This is a genomic window from Eubacterium sp. AF17-7 (assembly GCF_003461285.1).
Classification (GTDB): Bacteria; Bacillota; Clostridia; order Lachnospirales; family Lachnospiraceae; genus Eubacterium_U; species Eubacterium_U album.
The window spans coordinates 132825-158187 of the sequence record NZ_QTWU01000004.1 but is presented as its reverse complement, the minus strand read 5'-3'; the positions used below and the strand labels follow the sequence as shown (position 1 = coordinate 158187).

At 33.2% G+C, this 25363-nt stretch carries 22 protein-coding genes; 2 read left to right on the top strand and 20 right to left on the bottom strand.

The annotated features are described in order from the left end of the window. Positions 1-9 precede the first annotated feature (9 nt). From DWW96_RS06465 to lgt, 8 genes are all read right to left on the bottom strand, one after another. Positions 10-1197 carry a putative peptidoglycan glycosyltransferase FtsW gene (locus DWW96_RS06465; RefSeq protein ID WP_117909840.1) on the bottom strand — a complete coding sequence of 396 codons (1188 nt, stop codon included), beginning with the start codon at positions 1195-1197 and terminating at the stop codon, positions 10-12. 39 nt (positions 1198-1236) lie between these two features. Continuing rightward, complete coding sequence (mraY, locus tag DWW96_RS06460) at positions 1237-2208, bottom strand: phospho-N-acetylmuramoyl-pentapeptide-transferase (protein WP_022088210.1); 972 nt, start codon at positions 2206-2208, stop codon at positions 1237-1239. Between the two features lie 115 nt (positions 2209-2323). Beyond that, positions 2324-4045 (bottom strand): penicillin-binding transpeptidase domain-containing protein, encoded by a 1722-nt coding sequence (locus tag DWW96_RS06455; protein WP_347496334.1) that lies wholly within the window; start codon positions 4043-4045, stop codon positions 2324-2326. Between the two features lie 68 nt (positions 4046-4113). Then, positions 4114-6099: a penicillin-binding protein 2 gene (locus tag DWW96_RS06450; protein WP_117909838.1), complete on the bottom strand. Its 1986-nt coding sequence runs from the start codon at positions 6097-6099 to the stop codon at positions 4114-4116. A 6-nt stretch (positions 6100-6105) separates the two neighbouring features. Further along, positions 6106-6591 carry a cell division protein FtsL gene (locus DWW96_RS06445; protein ID WP_117909837.1) on the bottom strand — a complete coding sequence of 162 codons (486 nt, stop codon included), beginning with the start codon at positions 6589-6591 and terminating at the stop codon, positions 6106-6108. Positions 6592-6593: 2 nt separating this feature from the next. Continuing rightward, the gene (gene rsmH, locus DWW96_RS06440) at positions 6594-7529 is read right to left on the bottom strand and encodes a 16S rRNA (cytosine(1402)-N(4))-methyltransferase RsmH (protein ID WP_117909836.1); all 936 of its coding nucleotides are present in this window, start codon (positions 7527-7529) and stop codon (positions 6594-6596) included. 30 nt (positions 7530-7559) lie between these two features. Further along, a complete protein-coding gene (gene mraZ / locus DWW96_RS06435; RefSeq protein WP_022088215.1) occupies positions 7560-7985 on the bottom strand; it encodes a division/cell wall cluster transcriptional repressor MraZ in 426 nt (141 codons plus the stop codon). Positions 7986-8302: 317 nt separating this feature from the next. Continuing rightward, positions 8303-9223: a prolipoprotein diacylglyceryl transferase gene (lgt, locus tag DWW96_RS06430; protein WP_022088216.1), complete on the bottom strand. Its 921-nt coding sequence runs from the start codon at positions 9221-9223 to the stop codon at positions 8303-8305. Between the two features lie 231 nt (positions 9224-9454). Between lgt and ychF the strand changes: the two genes are divergently transcribed. Together ychF and DWW96_RS06420 are read left to right on the top strand one after the other, a co-directional pair. Further along, positions 9455-10552, top strand: coding sequence for a redox-regulated ATPase YchF (ychF, locus tag DWW96_RS06425; RefSeq protein WP_022088217.1), 1098 nt, complete (start codon positions 9455-9457; stop codon positions 10550-10552). Positions 10553-10826: 274 nt separating this feature from the next. After that, entirely contained in the window at positions 10827-11591 is a 765-nt protein-coding gene (locus DWW96_RS06420) for a phosphatase (protein ID WP_243003029.1), read from the top strand. A 472-nt stretch (positions 11592-12063) separates the two neighbouring features. Here the strand turns inward: DWW96_RS06420 and hydE are convergent, their stop codons facing one another. The 12 genes from hydE to folD form a co-directional block, all read right to left on the bottom strand. Further along, positions 12064-13110 (bottom strand): [FeFe] hydrogenase H-cluster radical SAM maturase HydE, encoded by a 1047-nt coding sequence (gene hydE / locus DWW96_RS06415; RefSeq protein WP_117909834.1) that lies wholly within the window; start codon positions 13108-13110, stop codon positions 12064-12066. Positions 13111-13124: 14 nt separating this feature from the next. Then, positions 13125-13778, bottom strand: coding sequence for a ribulose-phosphate 3-epimerase (gene rpe, locus DWW96_RS06410; protein WP_117909833.1), 654 nt, complete (start codon positions 13776-13778; stop codon positions 13125-13127). Between the two features lie 23 nt (positions 13779-13801). Then, a complete protein-coding gene (gene rsgA, locus DWW96_RS06405) occupies positions 13802-14686 on the bottom strand; it encodes a ribosome small subunit-dependent GTPase A (protein WP_022088513.1) in 885 nt (294 codons plus the stop codon). Between the two features lie 52 nt (positions 14687-14738). Continuing rightward, the gene (pknB, locus tag DWW96_RS06400; RefSeq protein WP_117909832.1) at positions 14739-16763 is read right to left on the bottom strand and encodes a Stk1 family PASTA domain-containing Ser/Thr kinase; all 2025 of its coding nucleotides are present in this window, start codon (positions 16761-16763) and stop codon (positions 14739-14741) included. After that, positions 16756-17499, bottom strand: a complete 744-nt coding sequence (locus DWW96_RS06395; protein WP_117909831.1) for a Stp1/IreP family PP2C-type Ser/Thr phosphatase — start codon at positions 17497-17499, stop codon at positions 16756-16758. Before DWW96_RS06395 ends, pknB begins: the two co-directional genes overlap by 8 nt. After that, entirely contained in the window at positions 17496-18548 is a 1053-nt protein-coding gene (rlmN, locus tag DWW96_RS06390; protein ID WP_117909830.1) for a 23S rRNA (adenine(2503)-C(2))-methyltransferase RlmN, read from the bottom strand. The genes DWW96_RS06395 and rlmN overlap by 4 nt, the downstream gene beginning before the upstream one ends. Before the next feature lie 11 nt (positions 18549-18559). Continuing rightward, positions 18560-19912 carry a 16S rRNA (cytosine(967)-C(5))-methyltransferase RsmB gene (gene rsmB, locus DWW96_RS06385; RefSeq protein WP_117909829.1) on the bottom strand — a complete coding sequence of 451 codons (1353 nt, stop codon included), beginning with the start codon at positions 19910-19912 and terminating at the stop codon, positions 18560-18562. Then, positions 19902-20630: a zinc metallopeptidase gene (locus DWW96_RS06380; protein ID WP_117909828.1), complete on the bottom strand. Its 729-nt coding sequence runs from the start codon at positions 20628-20630 to the stop codon at positions 19902-19904. Before DWW96_RS06380 ends, rsmB begins: the two co-directional genes overlap by 11 nt. Before the next feature lie 2 nt (positions 20631-20632). After that, entirely contained in the window at positions 20633-21559 is a 927-nt protein-coding gene (fmt, locus tag DWW96_RS06375) for a methionyl-tRNA formyltransferase (protein WP_022088507.1), read from the bottom strand. Positions 21560-21644: 85 nt separating this feature from the next. Continuing rightward, a complete protein-coding gene (gene def / locus DWW96_RS06370) occupies positions 21645-22118 on the bottom strand; it encodes a peptide deformylase (RefSeq protein ID WP_022088506.1) in 474 nt (157 codons plus the stop codon). 16 nt (positions 22119-22134) lie between these two features. Next, on the bottom strand, positions 22135-24366 hold the full coding sequence (gene priA / locus DWW96_RS06365; RefSeq protein WP_158562657.1) for a primosomal protein N': 2232 nt from the start codon (positions 24364-24366) through the stop codon (positions 22135-22137). A 31-nt stretch (positions 24367-24397) separates the two neighbouring features. After that, positions 24398-25240, bottom strand: a complete 843-nt coding sequence (folD, locus tag DWW96_RS06360; protein WP_117909827.1) for a bifunctional methylenetetrahydrofolate dehydrogenase/methenyltetrahydrofolate cyclohydrolase FolD — start codon at positions 25238-25240, stop codon at positions 24398-24400. Positions 25241-25363: the final 123 nt, after the last annotated feature.

The window sequence follows — 25363 nt, the reverse complement described above, 5'->3', positions numbered from 1 at the left end:
CTCCTTTTCTTATTGTATTCTCTTAATCTGTTTTGAGACAGCTAATACAAGTGACATTTCATATAACAGGAACAATATTGATGTTCCTCCATAACTTATAAACGGAAGGGATACACCTGTGTTCGGGATTGAATTTGTTACAACCGCTATGTTAAGCACTACCTGAACTGATATTTGTGCCATAACACCAACAACCAATAATGACGAAAATAAATCCGGTGCATTTCCTGCTATAATTCTCATTCTTCTTATTATAAATGCAAATAAAACAATAATTGCAACTGCTCCAAACAATCCTAATTCTTCGCATACAATTGAAAAAATCATATCATTTGCACTTTCAGGAACAAAACCAAGTTTCTGTGCACTCTGTCCTAATCCTTTACCAAATAATCCTCCTGAACCTATGGCATACAATCCCTGAAGCACCTGAAATCCACCATCAGCCGCATTATCTTCTGGATTTAGCCATACCGAAATACGATTCAATCTAAATCCATCACCATGTAATGTTAAATATGCTCCCATTGGAATTGCTGCTAATGCTACAAGAAATATCGCCTGTTTAACAAATTTCTTTGGCACACCTACTACTAAAATCATAATAGCCGGTATTGTTGCAATTATAATGGCTGAACTTAAGTTAGATGTTAATACCATGATTGAAAGTGTCGCTACAATTGTATAACTATATACGCGCCATATGTTTCTGTAATCCTTTAACGCCTTTTGTGAACATTTTGACAACAGACTTGCAGTAAGCACTATAACCGTAAATTTTACAAATTCTGCCGGCTGGAAAGAAAATATTCCATATCCTAACCATCTTTTTGCACCATTTCTTTCGATTCCAAGAGGTGTTGCCACAACCATTACAACACAAACAATAGAAACTATGTACATTGGCATTGCCATTCTATTCATAAGTGTTATAAAAAACTTTGAATTTTTTATAACAAACCAACCTACAACCCCTCCTGCAATAGTAAATATAATTTCTCTTTTTACATAATAACTTGCATCGCCTTTAGCTAGCTGAGCCGAATAGGAACTTGCACTATAAAGTAATACAAATCCAAGGCAAATCAAAAAAATTAAAACGCATAAAAGGCTATAGTCAAAATAATTTACAGATTTCTTTTCTTTTTTAGTTTTAACAATTTCATCTTCTGAAACTGAATTGTACTCTGTTTTCATATTTACTCCTTTCTAAGCGTTTTAATTTATATTGTCATTTTATAATGCTACATATCCTAAAAGGCATAATACTGCTGTTATAACTGTAAATGCTGCAACTATCTGTGTTTCCATATATCCACATTTTTCAAAATGATGATGTATTGGTGTCATTTTGAAAATTCTTCTTCCCTGACCATATATTTTCTTTGTTATTTTGAAATATGTAACCTGCATCATAACTGTTACTATTTCCATGAGATAAATAAATGCAACTATCAAAATAAATAATGGCATTTTCATCATATATGCTGTTGCAGCAACAAATCCGCCAAGTGCTAAGGAACCTGTGTCTCCCATAAATACTCTTGCAGGATATACATTGAATAATAAGAATCCCATTAATGCACCTGCTAAAGCTGCTGTAACTGGTGCTATTCCACTATTTGTTCCTATTGAAACCACCATGAAAAATACTGCTATCATTAATGTAACACTTGTGGCCAATCCATCTAAACCATCTGTAAAATTAGCTCCATTTACAGTTCCTAATACAACGAAGAACAGCATTGGTATAAACAACCATCCCATGTCAACTGTCTGACCATGTGTAAATGGAATTATAATTTCTGTTCCCATTCCTGAATATTTTACCATATAAAATGCGAATATTGCTGTGATAACAATTTCACACAACATTTTCTGTATCTGATTTAAGCCTTCATTTCTCTTCATAACTACTTTAATGAAGTCATCTAAAAATCCTACAATTCCAAATCCTATTGTTACAAATAATATTGGAACAATCTTTGGATAATCTTTTATAAAAAACAAAGATGTTACGATTAAACTAAATAAAATAATCATTCCACCCATTGTAGGTGTTCCTGCTTTGCTTTTATGACTCTCCGGTCCTTCTTCTCTAATATACTGTCCAAATTTTACTTTTTTTAATATTGGAATTACTATAGGGCATAAAATTATGCTAATAACAAATGACATAATTATTCCAAAAATAATATTTGTATCCATTTTTTCTCCTCTTTCTGTTTTTTTATAATTATAATCACTTCTTTACAAATAGAAAAGCGATTTAATTTACGTGCATTAAATATATATCACATTTTTAATAAGTATGCATTATATTTTATTTAACAACATACGGTAAAATATTCTCATATAGTTGTTTCATTAACGGTCCAACTACTGTTCCTCCATAATATACTCCTTGCGGTTCATCAACAATTATCATCGCAATAACCTGTGGATCATTAGCAGGTGCAAATGCCATAAAAGATGCTATATATTTTCTGGCACTTCTTGGAAGTTTCTGCGATGTGGCGGTCTTTCCACCTATTCTATATCCTTCAACCTGTGCTTTATTTCCCGTTCCTTCAGCAACCACTTTTTCCAAAATATATTTCATTTTTTCTGAAACATCTTTGCTTATTACATTTTTCTTTTCATTATATTTTAATTTTTTAACTGTTTCATTGTTTTCATTTCGAATTTCAACACCAAAATGTGGAGTTACCAAATTACCTCCATTTACTATGGCACTTGCCGCAGTCAAAAACTGTACAGGTGTAATCTGAAACGACTGGCCAAATGACATTGTTGCTAATTCAACATTCCCTACATTTTTCTGTTTATGAATAATTGTTCCTGCTTCGCCAGGCAAATCAATTCCGGTTGTTTTTAAAAGTCCAAGCTTATCCATATAATTATAAAACTTTTTTACTCCAACTCTTAATCCAACATTTACAAATACCGGATTGCACGAATTCATGGTTCCATGTACAAAATCCTGACTTCCATGCCCGGTAGTCTTATGGCATCTTATCCTTCTGTCATCTACAACTACAAATCCCGGACAATTAAATGTCGAATCCAAACTTACAAGATTTTCTGACAAAGCCGCGGTTGCCGTAACAATTTTAAACGTAGAACCCGGCTCATATGTGTCATTTATGCATTGATTTCTCCACATATTATTAAGTAAATCCTGTTTTGATTTTCCGGAAGTATCATTTGAAAATTCTTCTGTAAGAGAATATGGATTGTTCAAATCAAATTCCGGTGCATTTACCATGGCCATTATTTCTCCGTTTTTAGGATTCATAACTATCACCGAAACATAATTTGCCTGCTTTGCTCCTAATGCATTGTAAGCTATTTGCTCACAATATTTTTGAATATTTATATCTATTCCTGTAACCAGATTATAGCCGGGTACAGGTTCAACTCTTTCTTCTAATGCTGTATCTAACTCTATTCCCCTTGAGTCAGTAGGCGTTAGAATGAGTCCGTCCTTGCCCTGAAGATATTTGTCATATTTAACCTCAAGTCCTACAATGCCCTGATTATCCGCTCCGGTAAATCCTAACACTTTTGATGCCATCGAAGAATAAGGATAATACCTTTTGTAATCTTCGTCAACCTTTACGCCGTCAAAATCATAGCTTCGTATTTTATCTCCTATTTCTTTATCCACATTGGACTTTATTTTTTCTCTTACACTTACTTTTTCTACTTTTTTTCTTACTTCTTTTTCTTCTAAATCCAGTTCTTCACATAACATCTTAATTACTGCGTCCGTATCTCTAATCTGTCTGTGAATTACCGAAATCGTACATACAGTTTTGTTAGACGCAATAACATTATTATTTCTGTCTAATATTTTTCCTCTGGCAGCTTTAATTCTACGTTCTCTTTCCTGCACATCCAAAGCTTTCTGAGAATAATATTCACCCTTAACTACCATTATATATACAAGTTTTCCAAATACCCCTAACATCATTATGTATATTATGCAGACATATATAAGCATCATTTTACGTTGCTTGGTTCTTACTTTACCCAGTTTCATAAATAACCATTTTTTTAATGATTACTACTAATATATTCTGTCATTTTAAACATATTCTGTATAAATAATTATTCTTCACCTGTATAATCATTTTGATTTTCTGTCTGTGTTTCTACAGGCATATCCTCCTGTGTTATTCCCTGAGAATAATTATCCTTTATATCACTCTTTTTTGTATTTGTTATATCCTTATCTTTTCCTGCATCTTCAGTCTGAGAAACACCCATATATGGAAGTACCTGTTTCATAATATATGTCCAAAATTCTGTACTAAACGCTGTGGACTGTGTATCCTCTTTTGGAGAATCCATGATTGTATAGCATACTACCTCAGGATTTTCAACAGGTGCACATCCTAAAAATGAAACGATATATTCTCCTGGAATTCTTCCTGTCTTTCCATCTGTATAATGCTTTTCTGCTGTACCTGTTTTACCACCAATTGTATATCCCGGAATAGCTGCTGTTTTACCTGTTCCGTCTGTAACTACAGCTCTTAACGCTTCTTTTATAAAATCAGAAGTTTTATCAGTTACTGTTTCCTTTACTAAAGTCTTTGAATAATTATCAATTAATTCTCCATCCTCTGAAACAACTTCTTTTACTACATGTGGTTCGTAATAATTTCCGCCATTTACTAAAGAAGAAAATCCTGCAACCATTTGAATCATGTTTACATTGATATTCTGTCCAAATGAATTAGTAGCTAAACTTGATGCACCCATATTACTATCATATACAAGTCCTCTTGTTTCACTTGGTAAATCTATACCTGTTTTCGCACCAAATCCAAATCTTCTCTGATATTCAACTAATTTTTTTGCTCCTAAATCAAATCCGATTCTCATAAGAGCATCATTACATGAATATGCCAATGCCTGTTTTGTTGTGATTGTTCCATGTCCTGAAACATCATGACATCTAATAGTAAATCCACCTACAACTTCATATCCATCACAAAAATATGTGCTGTTTCTTGTAGTTTTTCCTTCTTCATATGCCGCAGCAATAGTAAACGGTTTAATTGTTGAACCCGGTTCAAATGAATCACTTACACAAAAGTTTTTCCATCTTGAATTAAGTGCATCAGAAATTTCTTTTTCTGAAAGATTTTCCTGTTCCTGTTCTGTGTATTTAAATGATAAATCCCATGGTTCATTTAAATTAAACGTTGTATTATCAGCCATAGCAAATATTTCACCTGTATTAGGGTCTGCTATTACTGCTGCAAGTCTCTTTGGCTGATATTTTTTCATATATTTCTTTATTGCTTTTTGAACAATTCTTTGTATATTCATGTCTATAGTCGATACAACTGTATCTCCATTAGTAGGATCCTTAATTACAGTCTCCATACTGTTATCTGAATTTACATATCCATATTCTCGTCCGTTAAGCCCTGAAAGTACATCATTATAACTTGATTCAATTCCAATATTCGCACTTCCATCTTTATTAACAAATCCTAAAGTGCTGCATGCTAATGAATTATACGGATACATTCTCTTATATTCTTCTTCAAACCATACACCCTTTACATAAGATATTTCCTTTGCTTCTTCTTTTGATGGTTCTTCCTTATTAATATAATCCTTATACCCTTCTATATCTTTGTATTCTAACTGCTTTAATACTACCCAGTAACTGTTATCTTTTCTTTCTTTTATGCCTTTTGTAAGTTCATCTTTATTCAAGTCAAAATATCTTGTCAAAACATTTACTGTTGGTTCAAGATACTTTTTGTTGCTAAGAATTACCTTTGAATCAATCACAAGATTGTATACTTTAACGCTTGTCGCTAACACATTTCCATTTCTATCTAAAATGTCTCCTCTTTTATAAGGAAGTGTCTTGCTTGTATAACCTTGCTGTGCCAATACCTTAATTGAATATTCATCTCCTTTTGCCTTTGTCAAATATCCAATTCTTATACATAACGCAAATAAAGCTAGGATGATTAATACAAATACAATCGCTAGCTTTTTCTGCATTCCTTTATTAAATTCTGCTCTCTTATATGACCGTCTTGCCGGTCTTCTTCTATTTTCTACCATAATCTTTTATTCTTTCGGAATATCTCCATACTGCACGGTATAACCGCTATCGCTTGATTTGTAGAAAACTATCTGCTCATCTGTAGCCTGCGTCATACCCATTTCCTGTGTTGCCTTTTTATAAATGTTGTTTGTATCCATACAACTGTTTATAGAATAATTTAATGAGTCATTTTGTGAAGCTACTGTGCTAATGTCTGTTTTTAATTTTGAAATTTCACTTCTTGTTTGAGAAATTTCTGACTGTACATATAAATATCCAAAGCACATTGCAAGACATACCGCAAATACTCCTGTAAGGAAAAATACATATGAACCATTCATATGTAATGCTCTTTCCCTTTCTCTTATTTGTCTTTCTGACTCATATACTCTTTTTCCATCTTTATATACTCGTCTTGTTCTCTCTGGAACTATTTCTTCTTTTCTAACTGTATTTCCGTCTATATATGCATTACTACGATATCCGTACTCCCTTTTTTCCTGTTTCATTGCTATCGCCTTTCAAATATTCTTAGTTTTGAGCTTTTTGCTCTCTTATTCACCTCAATCTCCTCTTCAGAAGGGATTATAGGCTTCCTTGTAATAACCTTTCCTTTTGATACTTTTCCGCAAACGCACACCGGAAAATTAGGTGGGCATATACAAGGATTTTCATTTTCCTTAAATTTAACTTTTACTATTCTGTCTTCTAATGAGTGGAACGTTATTATACAAATTCTTCCACCCGGTTTTAAATGATCAATCATTGTATCTAGCGACTGACTCAACACTTCTAATTCTCTGTTTACTTCAATTCTTATTGCCTGAAATGTCTTCTTTGCAGGATGTCCACCTTTACTCTGTACTTTCATAGGTATCGCACCCTTTATAATGTCACTTAATTCTTTTGTTGTTTCGATTTTCTTTTCTTCTCTCGCTTTTACGATATGCTTTGCAATATTCTTTGCAAATTTGTCTTCACCATAATCTCTGATTATTCTGTAAAGTTCCATCTCGCTGTATTCATTAACAACACTGCTTGCTGTTCTGCTTTGTCTTGTGTCCATTCTCATATCAAGTGGAGCATCTGATTTGTAAGAAAATCCTCTTTCCAAATTATCAATTTGATATGAAGAAACGCCTAAATCCAATACGATTCCATCAACTTTTTCTACATTCAAATCCTTAAGTATTGTGTCTATCTCACAATAGTTGCTTCTTACTAATGATGTCTTGTCTTCAAATTCACTTAATCTTTTTCTTGCTGCTTCTAAGGCTTCTCCATCCTGATCAATTCCTATGAATCTACCTTTATTCGACAGACGCTTGCATACTTCATATGCATGTCCGCCTCCGCCTAATGTTCCATCTACATATATTCCGTCTGGTTTTATATCTAAGCCATCAATGGTTTCTTCTAAAAGTACTGACACATGTTTGAAATCCATATGACCCCTCTTTTCTAATTGTTTTATATTCTATATTCCAAGTTCTGACATGTGCTCTGCAATTTCATCCATGTCATCATATTCTGTATTTTCTGCCCATTTATCCGGATTCCAGATTTCTATTCTTTTTCCTGCGCCTACCCATACTATATCTTTTTCAAGTGAGGCATATGCCCTTAATTCTGCAGGTATTAAAACTCTTCCCTGTTTATCAGTCTCAAGGGTTGCTGCCCCCGCGAGGAAAAATCTAACAAATTTACGGACATTTTTGTCTGTTAATGATAGTGACCCAATTTTTTCAGCTAATATATTCCATTCACTTTCTGTAAACCCGAATATACACTGGTCTAATCCTTTGGTAATTACAAACTTCTCCCCAAGTTCTTCTCTAAACTTGGCAGGGACAATTGCTCTACCTTTTGTATCAACTTTTTGATTGTATTGTCCCATTAACATTGAAATCACCTACTTTTTATGGTTTTTTGCTAATTTTTAACCACTTTCAACCACTTTTCTCCACTTTGTGCCACTCATAAGGCTATTTTAGTACAAATATGGGCTTTCTGCAATACTTTTTTTGCTGTATTTGCCATACATTTCTTACAAATTAGTTTTCTTATACAAACTATGCGAAACACGCTTTGCGATTTTCTCAAGTTATCGCGGCAGTCGCCAAGGTCTCACGCAAGCATGGACTTTGGCTCGTTGCTCGTGTAAATAAAAAGCTTCGCCTAAAATAAGACGAAGCTTTTTAAAATAATTACTATTCACTTTTATATTTCAATTTCCGATGTGTCATCAACATCCTTTTTTAATTTATTTCTCATATAAATAGCAAATGCTATTCCTACTATTACAAGTATTAAAGATAATACCTGTGAAACAGGCCATCCTGTAACCGGCATTATAAGTTGGTCAGAACGTAGTCCCTCAATAAAGAATCTTCCTGTTCCATACCCGATTATATACCACAAAAATACCTCTCCATTATATTTCTTCTTATCTCTAAATATAAGTAATATAATTAATAGTACCAGATTCCAACATGATTCATATAAAAATGTAGGATGAACCTGAATGTATCCTATCTGTTCCAATGTTTTGCCAAACATTTTCTCCATTCCTTCTCTTACGGAATCCGGAACCTGAGTTATACTATAATGACTGTCAAAATATATTTTCATTGCGAATGGATTTTTACCTGATGCAACTCCTCCGAACGCTTCTCTGTTAAAGAAATTACCCCATCTTCCAAGTATCTGTCCAAGTATTAATCCTAACACTGCCGTGTCCATTACTCTTGGCATTGACATTTTTTTAATTCTCGTATATACAAAACACGTAATTATTGCTGCAATTATTCCACCATATATTGCAAGTCCTCCACCTCTTATATTTAATATCTGTCCCGGATTTTTCTTATAATAATCCCAACTGAATATTACATAATAAAGTCTTGCTCCAATAACGCTAAATATAATTGCATATATTGCGAAATCAATATAGTCATTTGGATCCTGTCCTGTTCTCTTTGCTTCTGCACACGTAACAATTATTCCTAATATCATACCTGTTGCTATTATCATTCCATAATAAGCAATATCAACTCCAAATATCGAAATACTTTTTCCAACATTATTAAGTTTTATTCCCAAATTGGCAAATTCAATGCTGGTTGCTAAAATACTATTCATATAACTTTCCTTCTTATTCTTTTTATATTCTTATTGCTATTTTCCTATTAATTAATATCATTTTTAATCTAGGCTTTTTTGTCTTCTACGATTATATCTTTGACAATATTTAATGTCAATGTTTACCGCTCTTTTGCCTTCTTTGTTTTAACTGCATTTATTCTTATTTTCAAATTTATAAAAGTATGCTAAACTATGATGTGGTAATACCAAAGAAACGGAGGATTTCATATGAAGTTAGGTATTGTAGGCTTACCAAATGTAGGCAAAAGTACTTTATTTAATTCATTAACAAAGGCCGGTGCAGAATCAGCAAATTATCCTTTCTGTACTATCGACCCTAACGTTGGTGTTGTTGCAGTCCCTGATGAGAGACTTAACAAGTTAGCTGCTTTATACAACTCAGCTAAAGTAACACCTGCAGTTATTGAATTTGTTGACATAGCAGGATTAGTAAAGGGTGCTTCTAAAGGTGAAGGTCTTGGAAACCAGTTCCTTGCCAATATCCGTGAGGTTGACGCAATCGTACATGTTGTAAGATGTTTTGAGGACACAAATGTTATCCATGTAGACGGAAACATTAATCCTTTAAGAGATATTGAAACTATTAATCTTGAATTAATCTTATCTGATGCAGAAATTTTGGAACGTCGTATCGCTAAGACAACAAGAGGTGCAAGAAATGATAAGACTTTAGCTAAAGAACTTGATTTCTTACAGAGATTAAAAGCTTATCTTGAAGCAGGAAATCTTGCAATCGGATTTGATACTGATGATGAAGATGAACAGGCATGGATTAAAGAATATAATCTTTTAACATACAAACCTGTTATCTTTGCTGCAAATGTTTCTGAAGATGATTTAGCTGATGACGGTGCTTCTAACGAGCACGTTGCTGCTGTAAGAAAGTTTGCTGCTGAGAACAATTGCGAAGTTTTTGTAATCAGTGCTGAAATCGAACAGGAAATTTCTGAATTAGATGATGACGAAAAGCAAATGTTCCTTGAAGACTTAGGATTAAAGGAATCAGGTCTTGATAAACTAATCAAAGCAAGTTATTCTCTTCTTGGTCTCATCAGTTATTTAACATCAGGTGAAGACGAAACAAGAGCATGGACAATCAAGAAAGGTACAAAAGCTCCACAGGCTGCTGGTAAAATTCACACTGATTTTGAACGTGGATTTATCAAAGCCGAAGTTGTAAATTATCAGGATTTGCTTGACTGCGGTTCTTATTCAAAAGCAAAAGAAAAAGGTCTTGTAGGCCTTGAAGGAAAAGACTATATTGTAAAAGATGGAGATGTAATTCTTTTCAGATTTAATGTATAGCATTATCAATAAGACCATTTGTTTATCAGATGGTCTTATTTTTATATATAGAAATTCAATCTTTACATTTACCTTTCAATTTGGGATGAATGTAAAACTTAACGAAAGAACGCTCGCGCTGCTTGCCGCTCGTAGCAGTTCTAAATATTCAGCACATATTCTAACTTTGAAAACTGCGTTTTCAGCCAGAATATGCACTGAATATTTGAACCGACGGCGACAAATGCTCTTTCTTTTAAGTTTTACATTCATCCCAAATAAAAACAAATTAATTATGCAATACATATTATCAGGAGATTATTATATGAAAGAAATTAAATTAGATGTTCACACACATACATTAGCCAGTGGGCACGCTTATGGTACAATCAACGAAATGATTAAAGAAGCATCCAATCGTAACTTGGATATTTTAGGCATAACAGAACACGGTCCCGGAATTCCTGGTGCATGCAATCCATTCTACTTTTTCAACATAAAGGTAGTTCCACGTATGCAATATGGAGTTAAACTTATGCTTGGTGCTGAGATTAATATACTTGACTACAAAGGAACCTTAGATTTAAATCCTGAACATATTAAACATTTAGATTTAAGAATAGCGGGAATTCATTTTCAATGTTACAAACCGGGAAGCATCGACGAAAATACTACTGCAATAATCAACGCAATAAAAAATCCTGACATTGACATAATCAGTCATCCTGATGACGGACATTGCCCTTTAGATTACGAAGCTGTAGTAAAAGCAGCTAAAGAATACCATACCTTATTAGAGCTCAACAATAATGCCCTACGTAGTTCTTCCCGTTTAAATGTAGCACAAAATCAGGAGACTCTAATGAAATTGTCAATGAAATATGATGTACCTATGATATGTGGTAGCGACGCTCACTACATGAATGACATTGCAAACTATACTTGCATCGAACCAATTATTAAAAAAGTAAACTTTCCTGATAAACTCATAATCAATTACGACACGAAAAAATTCGAAGATTACATAAATGAAAATACCAAAAACAGATTATACCATTAATTTAAAAATTATAATGCAAATGATGTCAAGGTCACAATATGAGCAAAGAGTGGGATAATTCCCACGATATGCGAATATTGGGTAGGATTGTGGAAGTGCATAGCACGGAATAATCCATAGGCATCAATGTTTGGTGCTTTTGCCCCCCAACATCATATAAATTGATATAACAAAATTTATAATGACTATAAAACTAATAAACTAAATTTGCGATGGCTATAAAACTTAAAAGAAAGAGCATTTGTCGCCGTCGGTTCAAATATTCAGCGCATATTCTGGCTGAAAACGCAGTTTTCAAAGTCAGAATATACACTGAATATTTAGAACTGCTACGAGCGACAAGCAGCGCGAGCGTTCTTTCGTTAAGTTTTACAGTCATCGCAAGGTAAGTTAATTGGTTTGGAACGCTACGAGCGGCAAGCAGCGCAAGCGTTCTTTCGTTAAGTTTTATAGCCATCGCAATACAAGTTAATTATTGTATTCTGCTGTTTCCAATATCAGTTACTATATGATATCCCGTAGATTCCACCCTTAAATTAAGACAATTTCTACACTGTGCCGATTCTTCTCCCGTACAAATCTTATTATCATACAACTCATATTTTTTTCTAACTCTTACAGGAGACAAATTAGGCATTACAACATTTGCTCCTGCCTTTAATCCTAATTCTCTTCCATTTGGGTCTATCGTTCCAAGAGCCGTTGTAGCCGGTAGTAAAACTTTAGGAAATAATAATCTGATTATTGCAAGTAATACTAACGTCTGTTGCAATGATCCATTTTTTTGATTATTAAATGGTGTATTTTTATGAGATAAATATGGTCCTATTCCAATCATATGCGGTCTTAAATCCTGCATAAACCTTAAGTCTTCAACCAAATTATCAGTTGTCTGGTAAGGCGAACCTACCATAAATCCTGTCCCTACCTGATATCCAATTTTTCTAAGACTGTATAAACATTCTTTTCTATTTTCAAGACTCATGTTATATGGATGTAATTTTTTATAATGTACTTCATTTGCAGTCTCATGTCTAAGCAAATACCTATCTGCTCCCATATTCCACCAATATTCGTACTCATCATAAGTTCTTTCACCTACCGACAAAGTAATAGCACAATCAGGAAATTCATTTTTTATGCATTTAACTATTTTTCCAATCTTTTCCTTCGTAAAATAACTGTCTTCTCCACCTTGTAAAACAAATGTCCTAAATCCTAACACATATCCTTCTCTAGCACATTCTAATATTTCATCCAAGGTAAGTCTGTATCTTTCTACTTTATCATTACTTTTTCGTATTCCACAATAATAACAATCATTTTTGCAAACATTGGTAAATTCTATCAGTCCCCTAATATAAACATCATTTCCATATTCTCTCTCCCTCACCCTTCTTGCATAGTAAAAAAGCTTCTCTCTCTCCTCTTCACTTATCGTATTTATCAGTTGTAACAATTCACAATCTTCTAAATTTTGGTTTTCATATAACTTTTCTATTAATTCTGTGTTCTTCATATTATTTATTTGATTTACTTATTAAATATTTCTTTAAATCTTTTTACATTTTCTTCTACGTTTCCTTTATATACAGCTGAGCCTGCAACAATTACATTTGCTCCGGCTTCTAACGGGACATTTACATTATCTAATGTAACCCCACCATCTACCTGTATAGCTAAATCCATATTATATTCTTCTTTTACTGCTCTAAGCACTTCAACCTTTTCAGTACATTCATCTATATATGACTGTCCTCCAAATCCCGGATTTACTGTCATAACCAAAATCATGTCTACCATTTCCATATATGGAATTACTTCATCTACTGCTGTTGGTGGATTTAGGGCCAAACCGACTTTAAGTCCTGCTTTTTTTATTGCCTCGATAGTAGTTTTTACATCTTCACAAGCTTCTACATGTATAGTAAGAAGGTCAGCTCCTACCTCTTTAAACTGTTCAATATATCTTATTGGTTCTTCTATCATCAAATGAACATCAAATAATTTATCAGTACATCCTCTTATAGATTTAATAACAGGTATACCAAATGAAATATTTGGTACAAACATTCCATCCATGACATCTATGTGTATCCAGTCACATCCTGCCTCGTCTATTCTTTTTACATCTGCTCCTAAATTTGCAAAATCTGCTGATAAAATTGATGGTGATAACTTATTCATTTTCTTTTCCTCTCCATATATATTTAATATTTATTTCTTTCCATTTCTTCTAATTCTTTATAAAGTAAAATATAATTTTCATACCTTGTCTTAGAAATTTTCCCTGAATTCACTGCTTCTTTAACCCCACATATAGGTTCATTTATATGTGCACACCCTCCAAATTTACATTCCGGCTCATACTGTGCCATTTCAGGAAAACAATCCTGCAACTTTTCTTTAGTCATTCCAGGTACAAACATCGAACTAAAACCGGGAGTATCTACGATATATGACTCTTTATCCATGTTAAATATTTCTGAATGCCTTGTTGTATGCTTACCTCTGCCTATTTTCTCGCTTATTTTACCTGTTTCCATTTTATCTTCATTTGTAAGCGCATTTAACATTGAAGATTTACCTACACCTGACGGTCCGGCTAAAACAGTTGTCTTTCCATATAGTAGTTTCTTTATTTCTTCCACGCCTTCATTTTCCGTAGCGCTTGCAAATAAGACCTTATATCCTGCATTGTTGTATGTGTTCTTTAATTCTTCCATGAATTTTTCATTTCCAATGTCTATTTTATTAAAACAGATTATTGTTTCAATATTCTGATATTCCATCATTACTAAGAATCTGTCCAATAGATTTAAATTAGGATCAGGTTTTTTTACTGCAAATACTATCATTGCCTGATCTACATTTGCAACTAATGGTCTGATAAGATCATTTTCCCTTGATAAAATTTTTACTATATTTCCTTTTTTCTCTAAAGAATCCAATATATCAACTTCTACATTGTCCCCTACTAAAGGTTTTATTTTATTATTTCTAAATTTTCCCTTTGCCTTGCATTCATATATTCCATAATCTTTTATGTGAACATAATAAAATCCCGCAATTCCTTTTATTATTTTTCCTGTCATTCTTCACCTATACAACTTAATAGGGGACTAAAAAGTCCCCTATTGTTATTCATCATCCACCTGCGTTAATTTTAACTATACGACTACCTATCATTAATGTGTACGTACAATCTGTTCCATCCTGATTTGTTGGAACATTGATTATTGTAGTATCCCATGTTGATGCATCGTCTGTAGCTTCTGTTTGTCCATTACTATATGTTACCGTAATAACACCGCCTGTAACAGGTGTGTTGTCATCTTCAAAATATAACTGTGATTTTACTAAAACAGCCTGTTTAGATTCATTTATAACCTGTTGTGTAGTTGTCTCAGGTACAGTTGTTACTTCAACCGGTCCTAAACTTACTACAAGTCCTATTGTTGTACCCTTTGGAATTGTTCCACCTGATTTAACCGTCTGTCTTATTACTTTTCCATTAGCAACGGATTCATCATTTACATATCGTATTTCTCCAACTTTTAATCCTGCTGCTGAAATAGAACTTTTAGCATCTTTCTCTTTCTTTCCAATCAAAGACGGTACAATAGTTGTTGTTGAAATTTTAGTTCCTCTGCTTGCCTTAATATGAACCGTATCTCCTTTTGAAACCGGTGCTCCTTCACTCGGATTAATATCTAATACAGTATCAACACTTGCTGAATTATATTCGTATTCTATTTCCCAGTTTACTCCGATTTCATCAAGTTTTGACTCTACATCAGCTAGTTTTTCTCCAACTAGTTCCTTAGGTATTTCTAATTTTTCAGAACCTTTACTTACCGTTAAGATTACTGTTGTGTGCTTATCAATTACACTATCTGCATCAACGGACTGCTTACATATGTATCCGCTTTCATATTCATCATTATAAACATAGCCTTCATATTGGTATCCTAACGCCTTATCATGTAATGCTTCCTGTGCTTCATCTTCTGTCATTCCTACTACATTAGGAACTATTGTCTGCTTTGAATCAATAGTAGATGATTCTTTTTGAGGTGTTGTAGGTATTTCTACGTTATTACTTTGTACAACTACTGTTATAATTATAACGATTATAATAAACATTATTATACCTGCAATAATTCCACCTACTGTAATTAACTTATCTAACTTAGGATCAACAGCATCTATATCATTGTTATCCTGTATTTTTTCAATCTTTTCATCAACTACTTTACCATCATCAGGATTTATTTTCTTAATTCCCGAATCAGTAATTAATGTTGTTTCACTTAAATCTTCATTTGAATCAAATCTTACAAAATCATCATAAGGATTTAATAATGACTTTTTCAAATCTGCTATAAGTGATGATATTTTAGGATATCTTCTGTCTGGTTTATTCTGTGTACATTTAAGGACTATTTTTGAAATACTTACCGGCATTTCAGGAATTATGCTTCTTATGTCAGGAACATTATTCTGAATGTGCTGTAATGCAATATTTACAGTATTATCTCCATCAAACGGTACTTTTCCTGTAAGCATTTCATACATTGTAATGCCTAGCGAATAAATATCACTTCTCTCATCTACATAACTTCCCTTTGCCTGTTCAGGAGATATGTAATGAACTGAACCCATGGCATTTCCATTTATCGTATTTGCTGAAGCAGCTTTAGCTATTCCAAAATCAGTTACTTTTACTTTTCCTTCTCTTGAAATAATAATATTCTGCGGCTTTATATCTCTATGCACTATCTGATTGTTATGTGCACACTCTATGCCCTGTGCAATCTGGATTGCAATACTTGTAGCTTCTTTTACTGAAAGCCTTTTCTTTCTTGCTATATATTGCTTTAATGTAATTCCTTCAACAAGTTCCATTACAATATAATAAAGTCCTGCATCTTCTCCTACATCATAAACATTTACAATATTTGTATGTTCGAGTCTTGCAGCAGACTGCGCTTCCACTCTGAATTTTGATACAAAATTCTTATCTTTACTAAATTCATGTTTTAATACTTTAATAGCTACAAATCTATTTAACTTATGGTCTTTTGCTTTATAGACATCCGACATTCCACCGGAACCTACTTTATCTAAAACCTCATACCTGTTTCCAATAAACATACCCTTCTTAATCATTGTTACACCTCATCACTCCCGGCTCAACAAGAACAACCGATATATTATCTTTTCCACCGTTCTCATTAGCCTGATCAATAAGTCTATGGACTGCTGATTCAATATCATCGCTAGATTGAACTATGGTTTTTATCTCATAATCCTCAACCATGTTAGTTAATCCATCTGAGCACAACAAAAGCTTATCATTTGGCTTTGTCTCAATCTCAAAAATATCTGCTGTCACAGCCTCTTCTGCACCTACCGCGCGTGTAATAATATTCTTTTTAAAATGAGTTCTGGCTTCTTCCTTTGCCAACTGACCTAATCTGACCATTTCTTCTACTAAAGAATGATCTCTTGTTATCTGTTGTATATCCTCATTTACAAGGTATAGTCTACTGTCACCTACATTTGCAATATAAACATGATTCTCAACAATTGTAGCTGCTACAAATGTTGTTCCCATACCTGAATAATCTTTATTAGACTTTGCTAAATCAAGAATTATTTTATTTATCTCCATAATCCCCGAATCGAGTATATTAGCCGGATCTGTCATATTAGTTGTGCATACATATTTAATAAATTCTTCTATGCTTTTCCTAGACGCAACATCTCCTGCCTTATGTCCGCCCATGCCATCGGCTACAATGAATAAATTTGGAAGTTTTCCAACGGAACTCATTGATACAAATATACTATCCTGATTAATTGTTCTCATTAATCCAACATCGCTTTTTCCATATGCTTTCACTCCAAATCCTCCTTTCGCTGACTCATTGCTTCGTTTCGAAGTTGACCACAGGCTCCATTTATATCTCTGCCCATCTCTCTTCTTATAGTAGCATTTATTTTATATTTTTCAACTCTCGATTTAAATTGTAAAACAGCTTGTTTTGCAGACTGACGGTATTCTCTTTCTTTAATTGGATTTACCGGTATCAGATTAACATGACAATTCAAATCTGATACAAGTCTGCCTAATTTATCCGCCTCTTCTATTGTATCATTTACACCTGCAACAAGACTATATTCAAATGTTATTCTTCTTCCTGTTTTATTGAAATAGTATCTGCATGCATCTAAAACTTCTTCTATTGTATATTTATTTGCAATAGGAAGCAATTTCTTTCTGGTTTCATCATCTGATGCATGTAAGGAAATTGCCAATGTAATTTGAAAATTCATATCTGCTAATTCCTTAATTTTTGGAATCAGTCCGCATGTTGATAACGTAATATTTCTCTGGCTTATATTTGCACCATTCTCATCTGTTATCATTCTAAGGAAATTAGTCACATTCTCAAAATTATCTAAAGGCTCGCCACTTCCCATTAAAACTATATTTGATACTCTCTCATCTATATTTTTTTCTATCTGATAAATCTGTTCAAGCAGTTCAGATGTAGTAAGATTTCTATCTAATCCATTTAGCGTTGAAGCACAAAAGCGGCATCCCATACGACATCCTGACTGTGTTGAAATACATACTGAATTTCCATGATGATATCTCATTAACACACTTTCAATTACTGCTCCACCTTTTATTCCAAATAAATATTTTCTTGTTCCATCTATTTTAGAAATTAAGACCTTTTCAGGTTTAAGAGTGATTATCTCATACTTTTCATCTAATTTATGTCGCAAATCTTTTGACAAATTAGTCATTTCGTCAAAGCTTGAAACTCTGTCAATATGAAGCCATTTATATATCTGTCCTGCTCTAAAAGGCTTCTCTCCCATCTGACTTAATTCATTCTTTAATTGTTCTAAATTATATGATTTAATGTCTAATTTTGTCATATCTTTTCATCCTATTTATCTATTCTTCTAAATGCCGAAATAAAAAATCCATCCATTCCATATTTTCCCGGAAGAATCTGAACATAATCATGTTTGTTGTCAATTATCTGTTCCGGCAGTTTTTTATTTAATGACTGTAATTTAAACGGAAGATTTTCTTCTATCCATTTTACATTATCTTCATTTTCTTCTTTTGTCACAGTACAAGTACTATATATTAATGTTCCACCCGGTTTAACATATTTGGAAACCACGCTTAATATTTCTTTTTGCAATTTTGCAAGCTCATTTATCTGTTCAATACTTGTGTTATATTTTATATCAACTTTATTTCCTATAACTCCAAGTCCTGAGCAAGGCAAATCTGCTATAACAATATCTGCTTTACCTATGACATTTTTATCTAATTTAGTTGCATCTTTACATTCAGCAAAAATACAGTTAAATCCGGTTCTTTTTATATTTTCATTAATAAGGCCTACTTTATATTCAGTTAAGTCTCTTGCCCTAATTTTACCTTTATTATGAATCAAATCAGCTATATGAAGGCTTTTTCCTCCAGGTGCCGCACACACATCAATTATGTAGTCCCCTTCTTTAGGATTAGCTGCCATTCCTACAAACATTGAACTTAAATTCTGTACTACAATGTTTCCTTTATTAAAATCATAAAAATCTGCAATCTGATTATAATCTGATATTTCTAATGCATTGCTATACAATGTAGAGCGTTTTACTTTTGCTCCTTCATTTTCAAGTCTTACTACTACTTCGTCAACTGTAGTTTTTGACGTATTCACTCTAATAGTTGTTGTTTTTTTATTATACACACTTTTAAGTATATTTTTTGTCGTTTCAATGCCAAATCTTTCAATCCACATATCAACAATCCATAAAGGCATTGAATATTCAATCTCAAGTCTTTCATTTTCTTTTTCAGGATATTTTATGGAATCCATATTTCTGGCTATATTTCTAACAACACCATTTACAAATCCACTTAAATTAGAAAATTTTCTTTTTTTTGCTAATTTAACTGCTTCATTACAAACTGCCGATTCAGGAACACTGTCCATATATTTAAGCTGGTAAACAGACATTCGTAATATATATCTGATTACCGGCTTCATTTTATTAACTTTTGTTTTAGAAAACAAGTTAATTATATAATCTTCTTCAATTGTTCTTTCTATAGTTCCCTGAAACAGGCGTGTAATAAAAGTTCTTTGATTTTTATCAAGATTTTTATTTTCATCTAATGTATCTTTAACAATTAAATGACTAAGTCTACCTTTATTATTTTCTAAAAGCATATTTAAAACTATATTTCTAAGATTAACTTCCGGCGCTTTATTAGTCGTCACGTCTTCTTCCTCCGCCAAATAATACAATAAGTCTCAATAACTGCAAAATAGATGAAGCTGCTGCCGCAACATATGTCATAGCCGCTGCTGATAAAACTTTTCGTGTATATTGTAGTTCCTGTGTTCCAAGAATTCCTGTTGATTCGAGTATTTGCATTGCACGTGATGATGCATTAAATTCTACCGGCAATGTAACGAGCTGGAATAATACGGCTAATGAAAATGCCCATATTCCTAAATCAATAATCATCTGCGATGAATTGCCGCCTATAAACAATCCTGCGATTATTAATATCCATGAAAGTCTTGAGCCCCAATTTGCAAATGGGACTAATGCGCTTCTAATTGAAATAGGTGCATATCCTTTTGCATGCTGTATTGCATGTCCACATTCATGTGCTGCTACTCCGACTGCTGCAACGCTGTCACTTGCATAGGTTGCATCTGACAAACTTAAAACTTTATTTGCCGGATTATAATTATCTGTCAGATTGCCTCTTATATGACGAATCTGAACATCTGTAATTCCCTGAGATCTTAATATTCTTTCTGCAGCCTGAGCTCCTGTAAGTCCTGACATACTTCTATAATTGGAGTATTTATTATATGTTGAATTTACTCTTGCTGAAGCTATCATACATATAGCTGCACCAATAATTAAGAAAATATAAGTTGGATCAAAATAATAATATCCATATCCATAATATGCTAAAATCATATTTATCCCTCCATTCTATCAGGAATTTTAGCTCCATTTAGGAAATCTCTTGTTTTCATTCTCTTTTTGCCCTCTAACTGTAGTTCTAAAATTTTAAGGCTTCCCTTTCCCGTTGCAACACGGATAAAGTCTTTACCTACTTCAGTAATTGTTCCTGGTGCAGAATCATTTTCAGAATCGTCCACATCTGCATCCCATATTTTTAAAGTCTTACCATCCATTTTTGTATACGCACTTGGCCATGGATTCAACCCTCTTATAAGTCTCTCAATTTCATTTGCAGATTTATTAAAGTCAATTTTTCCTAACTGTTTATTAATCATACCTGCATAATTTGACTTACTGTCATCCTGCGGAGTTCTTACTGCTGTTCCATTTTCAAGTTCAATTAATGTTTTTAAGATTAATTTTCCACCCTCTATTGCTAATTTATCAAATAAGCTTCCGCCGGTTTCTTTCTTATCAATCGGGACAACTACTTTGTCTATAATATCCCCTGTATCTAATCCTTCATTCATATACATTGTTGTAACACCTGTTTCTTTTTCGCCATCAATAACTGACCACTGAATAGGTGCTGCTCCTCTGTATTTAGGAAGTAATGATGCATGTACGTTTATGCATCCATACTTAGGCATATCTAAAATTGCTTTTGGTAAAATTTGTCCAAATGCAATTACCACAATTGCATCAGGATTCATTTCTTTTAACTTTTCAATAAATTCAGTTTCTTTAACTCTTTGTGGCTGATATACATCAAGTCCTAATTCCAATGCTTTTTCTTTTACCGGTGTGTATTGCATTTTTCCACCACGTCCCTTTGGTTTATCAGGTTGTGTAATTACACCAACCACATCATGACCTGCTTTTACAATATTTTCTAAAGCATTAACTGAAAAATCGGGAGTACCCATAAACACTATTTTCATCTTATTTCTCCTCTAATAATATGTATTGCCCCTCCCTTAGGTCGGTGGCTTGTCGTCGGAAAGATTTATTAAAATGAATTTTTCTTTATTCATCTTCTAATTCTTCATTGTCATATATTCTTCCTTCAACCTTGTCTACATACATTATTCCGTCTAAATGATCACATTCATGCTGTATTGCTCTTGCTAGTAATTCTGTTCCCTCTAATTCATATAATTCCATATTTTCATCATATGCTCTTACAACAACATGGTTGCTTCTTGTGACTACCCCTGATTTTCCTGGAAGGCTTAAACATCCTTCATACCCTGTCTGTTCTCCATCTTTTTCTATAATTTCAGGATTAATCATGATAATCGGGCCATCTCCTATATCTATTACGACAATTCTTTTAAGAACACCAACCTGAGGTGCTGCAAGTCCGACACCATTTGCCTCATACATAGTATCAAGCATATCATCTATAAGAATCTTTGTTCTAGCATTAATATTTTTTACTTCTTTACAAACTTTTCTTAAACATGGATCTCCTAATTCTCTAACATTTCTAAGCGCCATCTCATTTCTCCTTTTATCACTCTCTCACATTAAATTGTAAAGTTATACCTTTAACTTTTTGTGAAGTATTTATTAATTCTTGTATATAGTCTGACATTCTAATAAGTTTTTCTTTATCAAGACTTTTTAAATATATCATTCTTCTATATACATCATTTATCTTTGCCACCGGAGGTTTCGCCGGTCCAATTATCATTAACTGTTTAAATTTTGCTTCTTTTAATTTGTTTATATATTTAGTAAGGGCATCTGTAAATCTGTCTAACAACTCCTCATCTTCAGATTGAATTAAGATTTCAGTCATTGCCGCTACAGGTGGATATTGCATTAATTGTCTATATGCTAATTCTTCCTGATAGAATTCTTCATAATCCTGCTTTGCTGCTGATTCAATACTATAATTATCCGGTGAGTATGTCTGAATTACGACCTGTCCTTTTTCTTTTCCTCTTCCTGCTCTTCCTGCTGCCTGCGTTAGTAATTGAAATGTCTTTTCAGCCGCCGTATAATCACTCGCATATAATGACATATCCGCTGCTAATATTCCAACTAATGTTACATCAGGAAAGTCATGTCCTTTTACAATCATCTGAGTTCCAACGAGGATATCTGCCTGATGATTTGCGAAAGCTGACAGTATTTCTTCATGACCACCTTTTCTTGATGTTGTGTCAAAATCCATTCGCAATACTTTGGCCTGTGGAAATTCTTTTTTTATCATTGTTTCAACTTTTTGTGTTCCTATACCAAATCCGGCTATATATTTAGAACCACATTTTGGGCATAACCTTGGAATCGGTTCTTCGTAACCGCAATAATGGCACACCATTTTTCCATTATTATGGGCTTTTAATGTCACATCACAATGTGGGCATTTGACTGCCTCTCCACACTCCCGACACGACACAAATCCTGCATATCCTCTTCTATTTATAAACAACATAGTCTGCTGTTTTTTTTCTAATCTGTCATTAATCAGCTGCTTTAATTCCATACTAAACATTGACTTATTGTCATTCTTTAGCTCTTTCCTCATATCAACTACTGACACCTGTGCCAATTTGCCTTTTTCTCTGCTTGTAAGTCTGTGTAACTTATATTTCCCTGTCTGCGCATTAAAATATGATTCTAAAGAAGGTGTTGCTGAGCCTAAAACTAATGTTGCTCCTGTAATATTGCATAATTTTGCAGCCACCTCTCTTGCATGATATTTAGGAACATTTTCACTTTTATATGCTCCCTCATGCTCTTCATCAATTACTATAAGGCCTAAATTTTCAAATGGGGTAAAAAGCGCAGATCTTGGACCTATGATTATACTTATTTCTCCTCTTTTTGCCCTTTCAAACTGATCATACTTTTCTCCTGCTGACAGTTTTGAATTAATTATTGACACCTTATCTTTAAATCTTCTCGTAAATCTCTTTACTGTCTGATATGTTAAAGCGATTTCAGGAATTAAAACAATCGCCTGTTTCCCATCGTGGATAGTCTTGTCTATAATATCCATATAAACTTCTGTTTTACCGCTTCCGGTTATCCCATAAATCAAATGAACATTTGCTTTTTCACTTTTTTTATAATCCATTGTCTTTTTAATACCGTCTGCGACAGCTTTTTGCTGTTCATTTAATATTATATCATAACGCTCAAGATTATTAAAATTAACAGGATTTCTATAGCTGTTTTCAATTTCTATCAAAATATCTCCTGTAGATTCAAGTGCCTTCAGAGTACTTGGCGATATATTTAATTTGTCTACTACAAGCTCCTTTGACATATGTTTTATATCTTTTAGTTCCTGTAGTAATCTGACCTTTGCCTTTGCATTGGACTTTTTATATTTTAATATCTTTTCTTCTGCTTCTTCTTCACTTATATTAAGCGTTATTGTCTTCTTTTGTATATTTTTTATTTTCTTTTTAACAGGTATAACTGTTTTTAATGCCTGATTCATTGTACAGCTATACTCTTTCTTTATCCACCAGGCTAACTCTATAAGTTGTTTTTCAACCGTTGCCGCGCCTTCATTTGCACGAATAATATATTTCATCTTATTTATATCAAATGACGGCTTGTCTGTTATCTCGATTACATATCCTGTTATCTCTCTGTTTCCTTTTCCAAATGGAATAACTATCTGAGTACCTATAGATATCTTATCTTCTAATTCTTTCGGTATTATATAACCAAAAGGGCGGTCCAATTTTTCATGTGAAATATCAACAATAATATTCGCAAATTTCATTTGACACCGCCCTTTCATATCTTATTTATCTTTATCTAAATAACTTTGCACTTCTTACGCAATTTGCCAATAACATTGTAACAGTCATTGGTCCAACGCCACCCGGTACAGGTGTTATTGCATATGTTTTTTCACTTACTGAATCAAAATCCACATCTCCACAAAGCTTGTTATCTTCATTTCTATGGATTCCTACATCAATTACAACCGCTCCTTCTTTAACATAATCAGCTGTAATAAACTTTGGCTTACCTATTGCTACAATTAAAATATCTGCTCTTTTTGTAACTTCCTTTAAGTCTTTTGTTCTTGAATGTGCAATTGTTACTGTTGCATTTTCTTTGAGCATAAGCATCGCCATTGGCTTTCCTACAATATTACTACGTCCTATTACCACACATTCTTTTCCTGAGATTTCGACACCTGTTCTCTTTATAAGCTCAACAATTCCTGCAGGTGTACATGGTAAAAATGTTTCTTCACCAATCATCATTTTTCCGACATTCATTGGATGGAAACCATCAACATCTTTCTTGCTGTCAATTCTGTTTAGCACTTCTGTTTCGTCTAAATGTTTTGGTAATGGAAGCTGTACAAGAATTCCATTAATTTCTTTGTCTGCATTTAACTTATCTATTAATTCAAGAAGTTCCTTCTGTGTAGTTTCTTCCTTTAATGCATATGTAATTGATTTTATCCCTACATATTCACATGCTTTTTCTTTATTTCTAACATACACAGCTGATGCAGGGTCTTCTCCAACCTTTACGACTGCAAGTGCTATGTCAATCCCCTGTTCTTTTAACTTTGCAACTTCTTCTTTGATTTCATCTTTAATTTCACCTGAAATCTTCTTTCCATCAATTAATTTCATTACTTTATAAACGCTTCCTTTCTTCGCAGTAATTATTATAGTTAAGGAGCAAAATGCATTTTGCTCCTTATTGATACCTACGAATTAATTTTAATTCATTGCATTTTATACACGGCATCATTT

Coding starts and splice junctions, on each gene's coding strand:
- DWW96_RS06465 (WP_117909840.1), bottom strand. CDS start 1,197: ATGAAAACAGAGTACAATTCAGTTTCAGAAGATGAAATTGTTAAAACT.
- mraY (WP_022088210.1), bottom strand. CDS start 2,208: ATGGATACAAATATTATTTTTGGAATAATTATGTCATTTGTTATTAGC.
- DWW96_RS06455 (WP_347496334.1), bottom strand. CDS start 4,045: ATGAAACTGGGTAAAGTAAGAACCAAGCAACGTAAAATGATGCTTATA.
- DWW96_RS06450 (WP_117909838.1), bottom strand. CDS start 6,099: ATGGTAGAAAATAGAAGAAGACCGGCAAGACGGTCATATAAGAGAGCA.
- DWW96_RS06445 (WP_117909837.1), bottom strand. CDS start 6,591: ATGAAACAGGAAAAAAGGGAGTACGGATATCGTAGTAATGCATATATA.
- rsmH (WP_117909836.1), bottom strand. CDS start 7,529: ATGGATTTCAAACATGTGTCAGTACTTTTAGAAGAAACCATTGATGGC.
- mraZ (WP_022088215.1), bottom strand. CDS start 7,985: ATGTTAATGGGACAATACAATCAAAAAGTTGATACAAAAGGTAGAGCA.
- lgt (WP_022088216.1), bottom strand. CDS start 9,223: ATGAATAGTATTTTAGCAACCAGCATTGAATTTGCCAATTTGGGAATA.
- ychF (WP_022088217.1), top strand. CDS start 9,455: ATGAAGTTAGGTATTGTAGGCTTACCAAATGTAGGCAAAAGTACTTTA.
- DWW96_RS06420 (WP_243003029.1), top strand. CDS start 10,827: ATGCAATACATATTATCAGGAGATTATTATATGAAAGAAATTAAATTA.
- hydE (WP_117909834.1), bottom strand. CDS start 13,110: ATGAAGAACACAGAATTAATAGAAAAGTTATATGAAAACCAAAATTTA.
- rpe (WP_117909833.1), bottom strand. CDS start 13,778: ATGAATAAGTTATCACCATCAATTTTATCAGCAGATTTTGCAAATTTA.
- rsgA (WP_022088513.1), bottom strand. CDS start 14,686: ATGACAGGAAAAATAATAAAAGGAATTGCGGGATTTTATTATGTTCAC.
- pknB (WP_117909832.1), bottom strand. CDS start 16,763: ATGATTAAGAAGGGTATGTTTATTGGAAACAGGTATGAGGTTTTAGAT.
- rlmN (WP_117909830.1), bottom strand. CDS start 18,548: ATGACAAAATTAGACATTAAATCATATAATTTAGAACAATTAAAGAAT.
- DWW96_RS06380 (WP_117909828.1), bottom strand. CDS start 20,630: ATGATTTTAGCATATTATGGATATGGATATTATTATTTTGATCCAACT.
- fmt (WP_022088507.1), bottom strand. CDS start 21,559: ATGAAAATAGTGTTTATGGGTACTCCCGATTTTTCAGTTAATGCTTTA.
- def (WP_022088506.1), bottom strand. CDS start 22,118: ATGGCGCTTAGAAATGTTAGAGAATTAGGAGATCCATGTTTAAGAAAA.
- priA (WP_158562657.1), bottom strand. CDS start 24,366: ATGAAATTTGCGAATATTATTGTTGATATTTCACATGAAAAATTGGAC.
- folD (WP_117909827.1), bottom strand. CDS start 25,240: ATGAAATTAATTGATGGAAAGAAGATTTCAGGTGAAATTAAAGATGAA.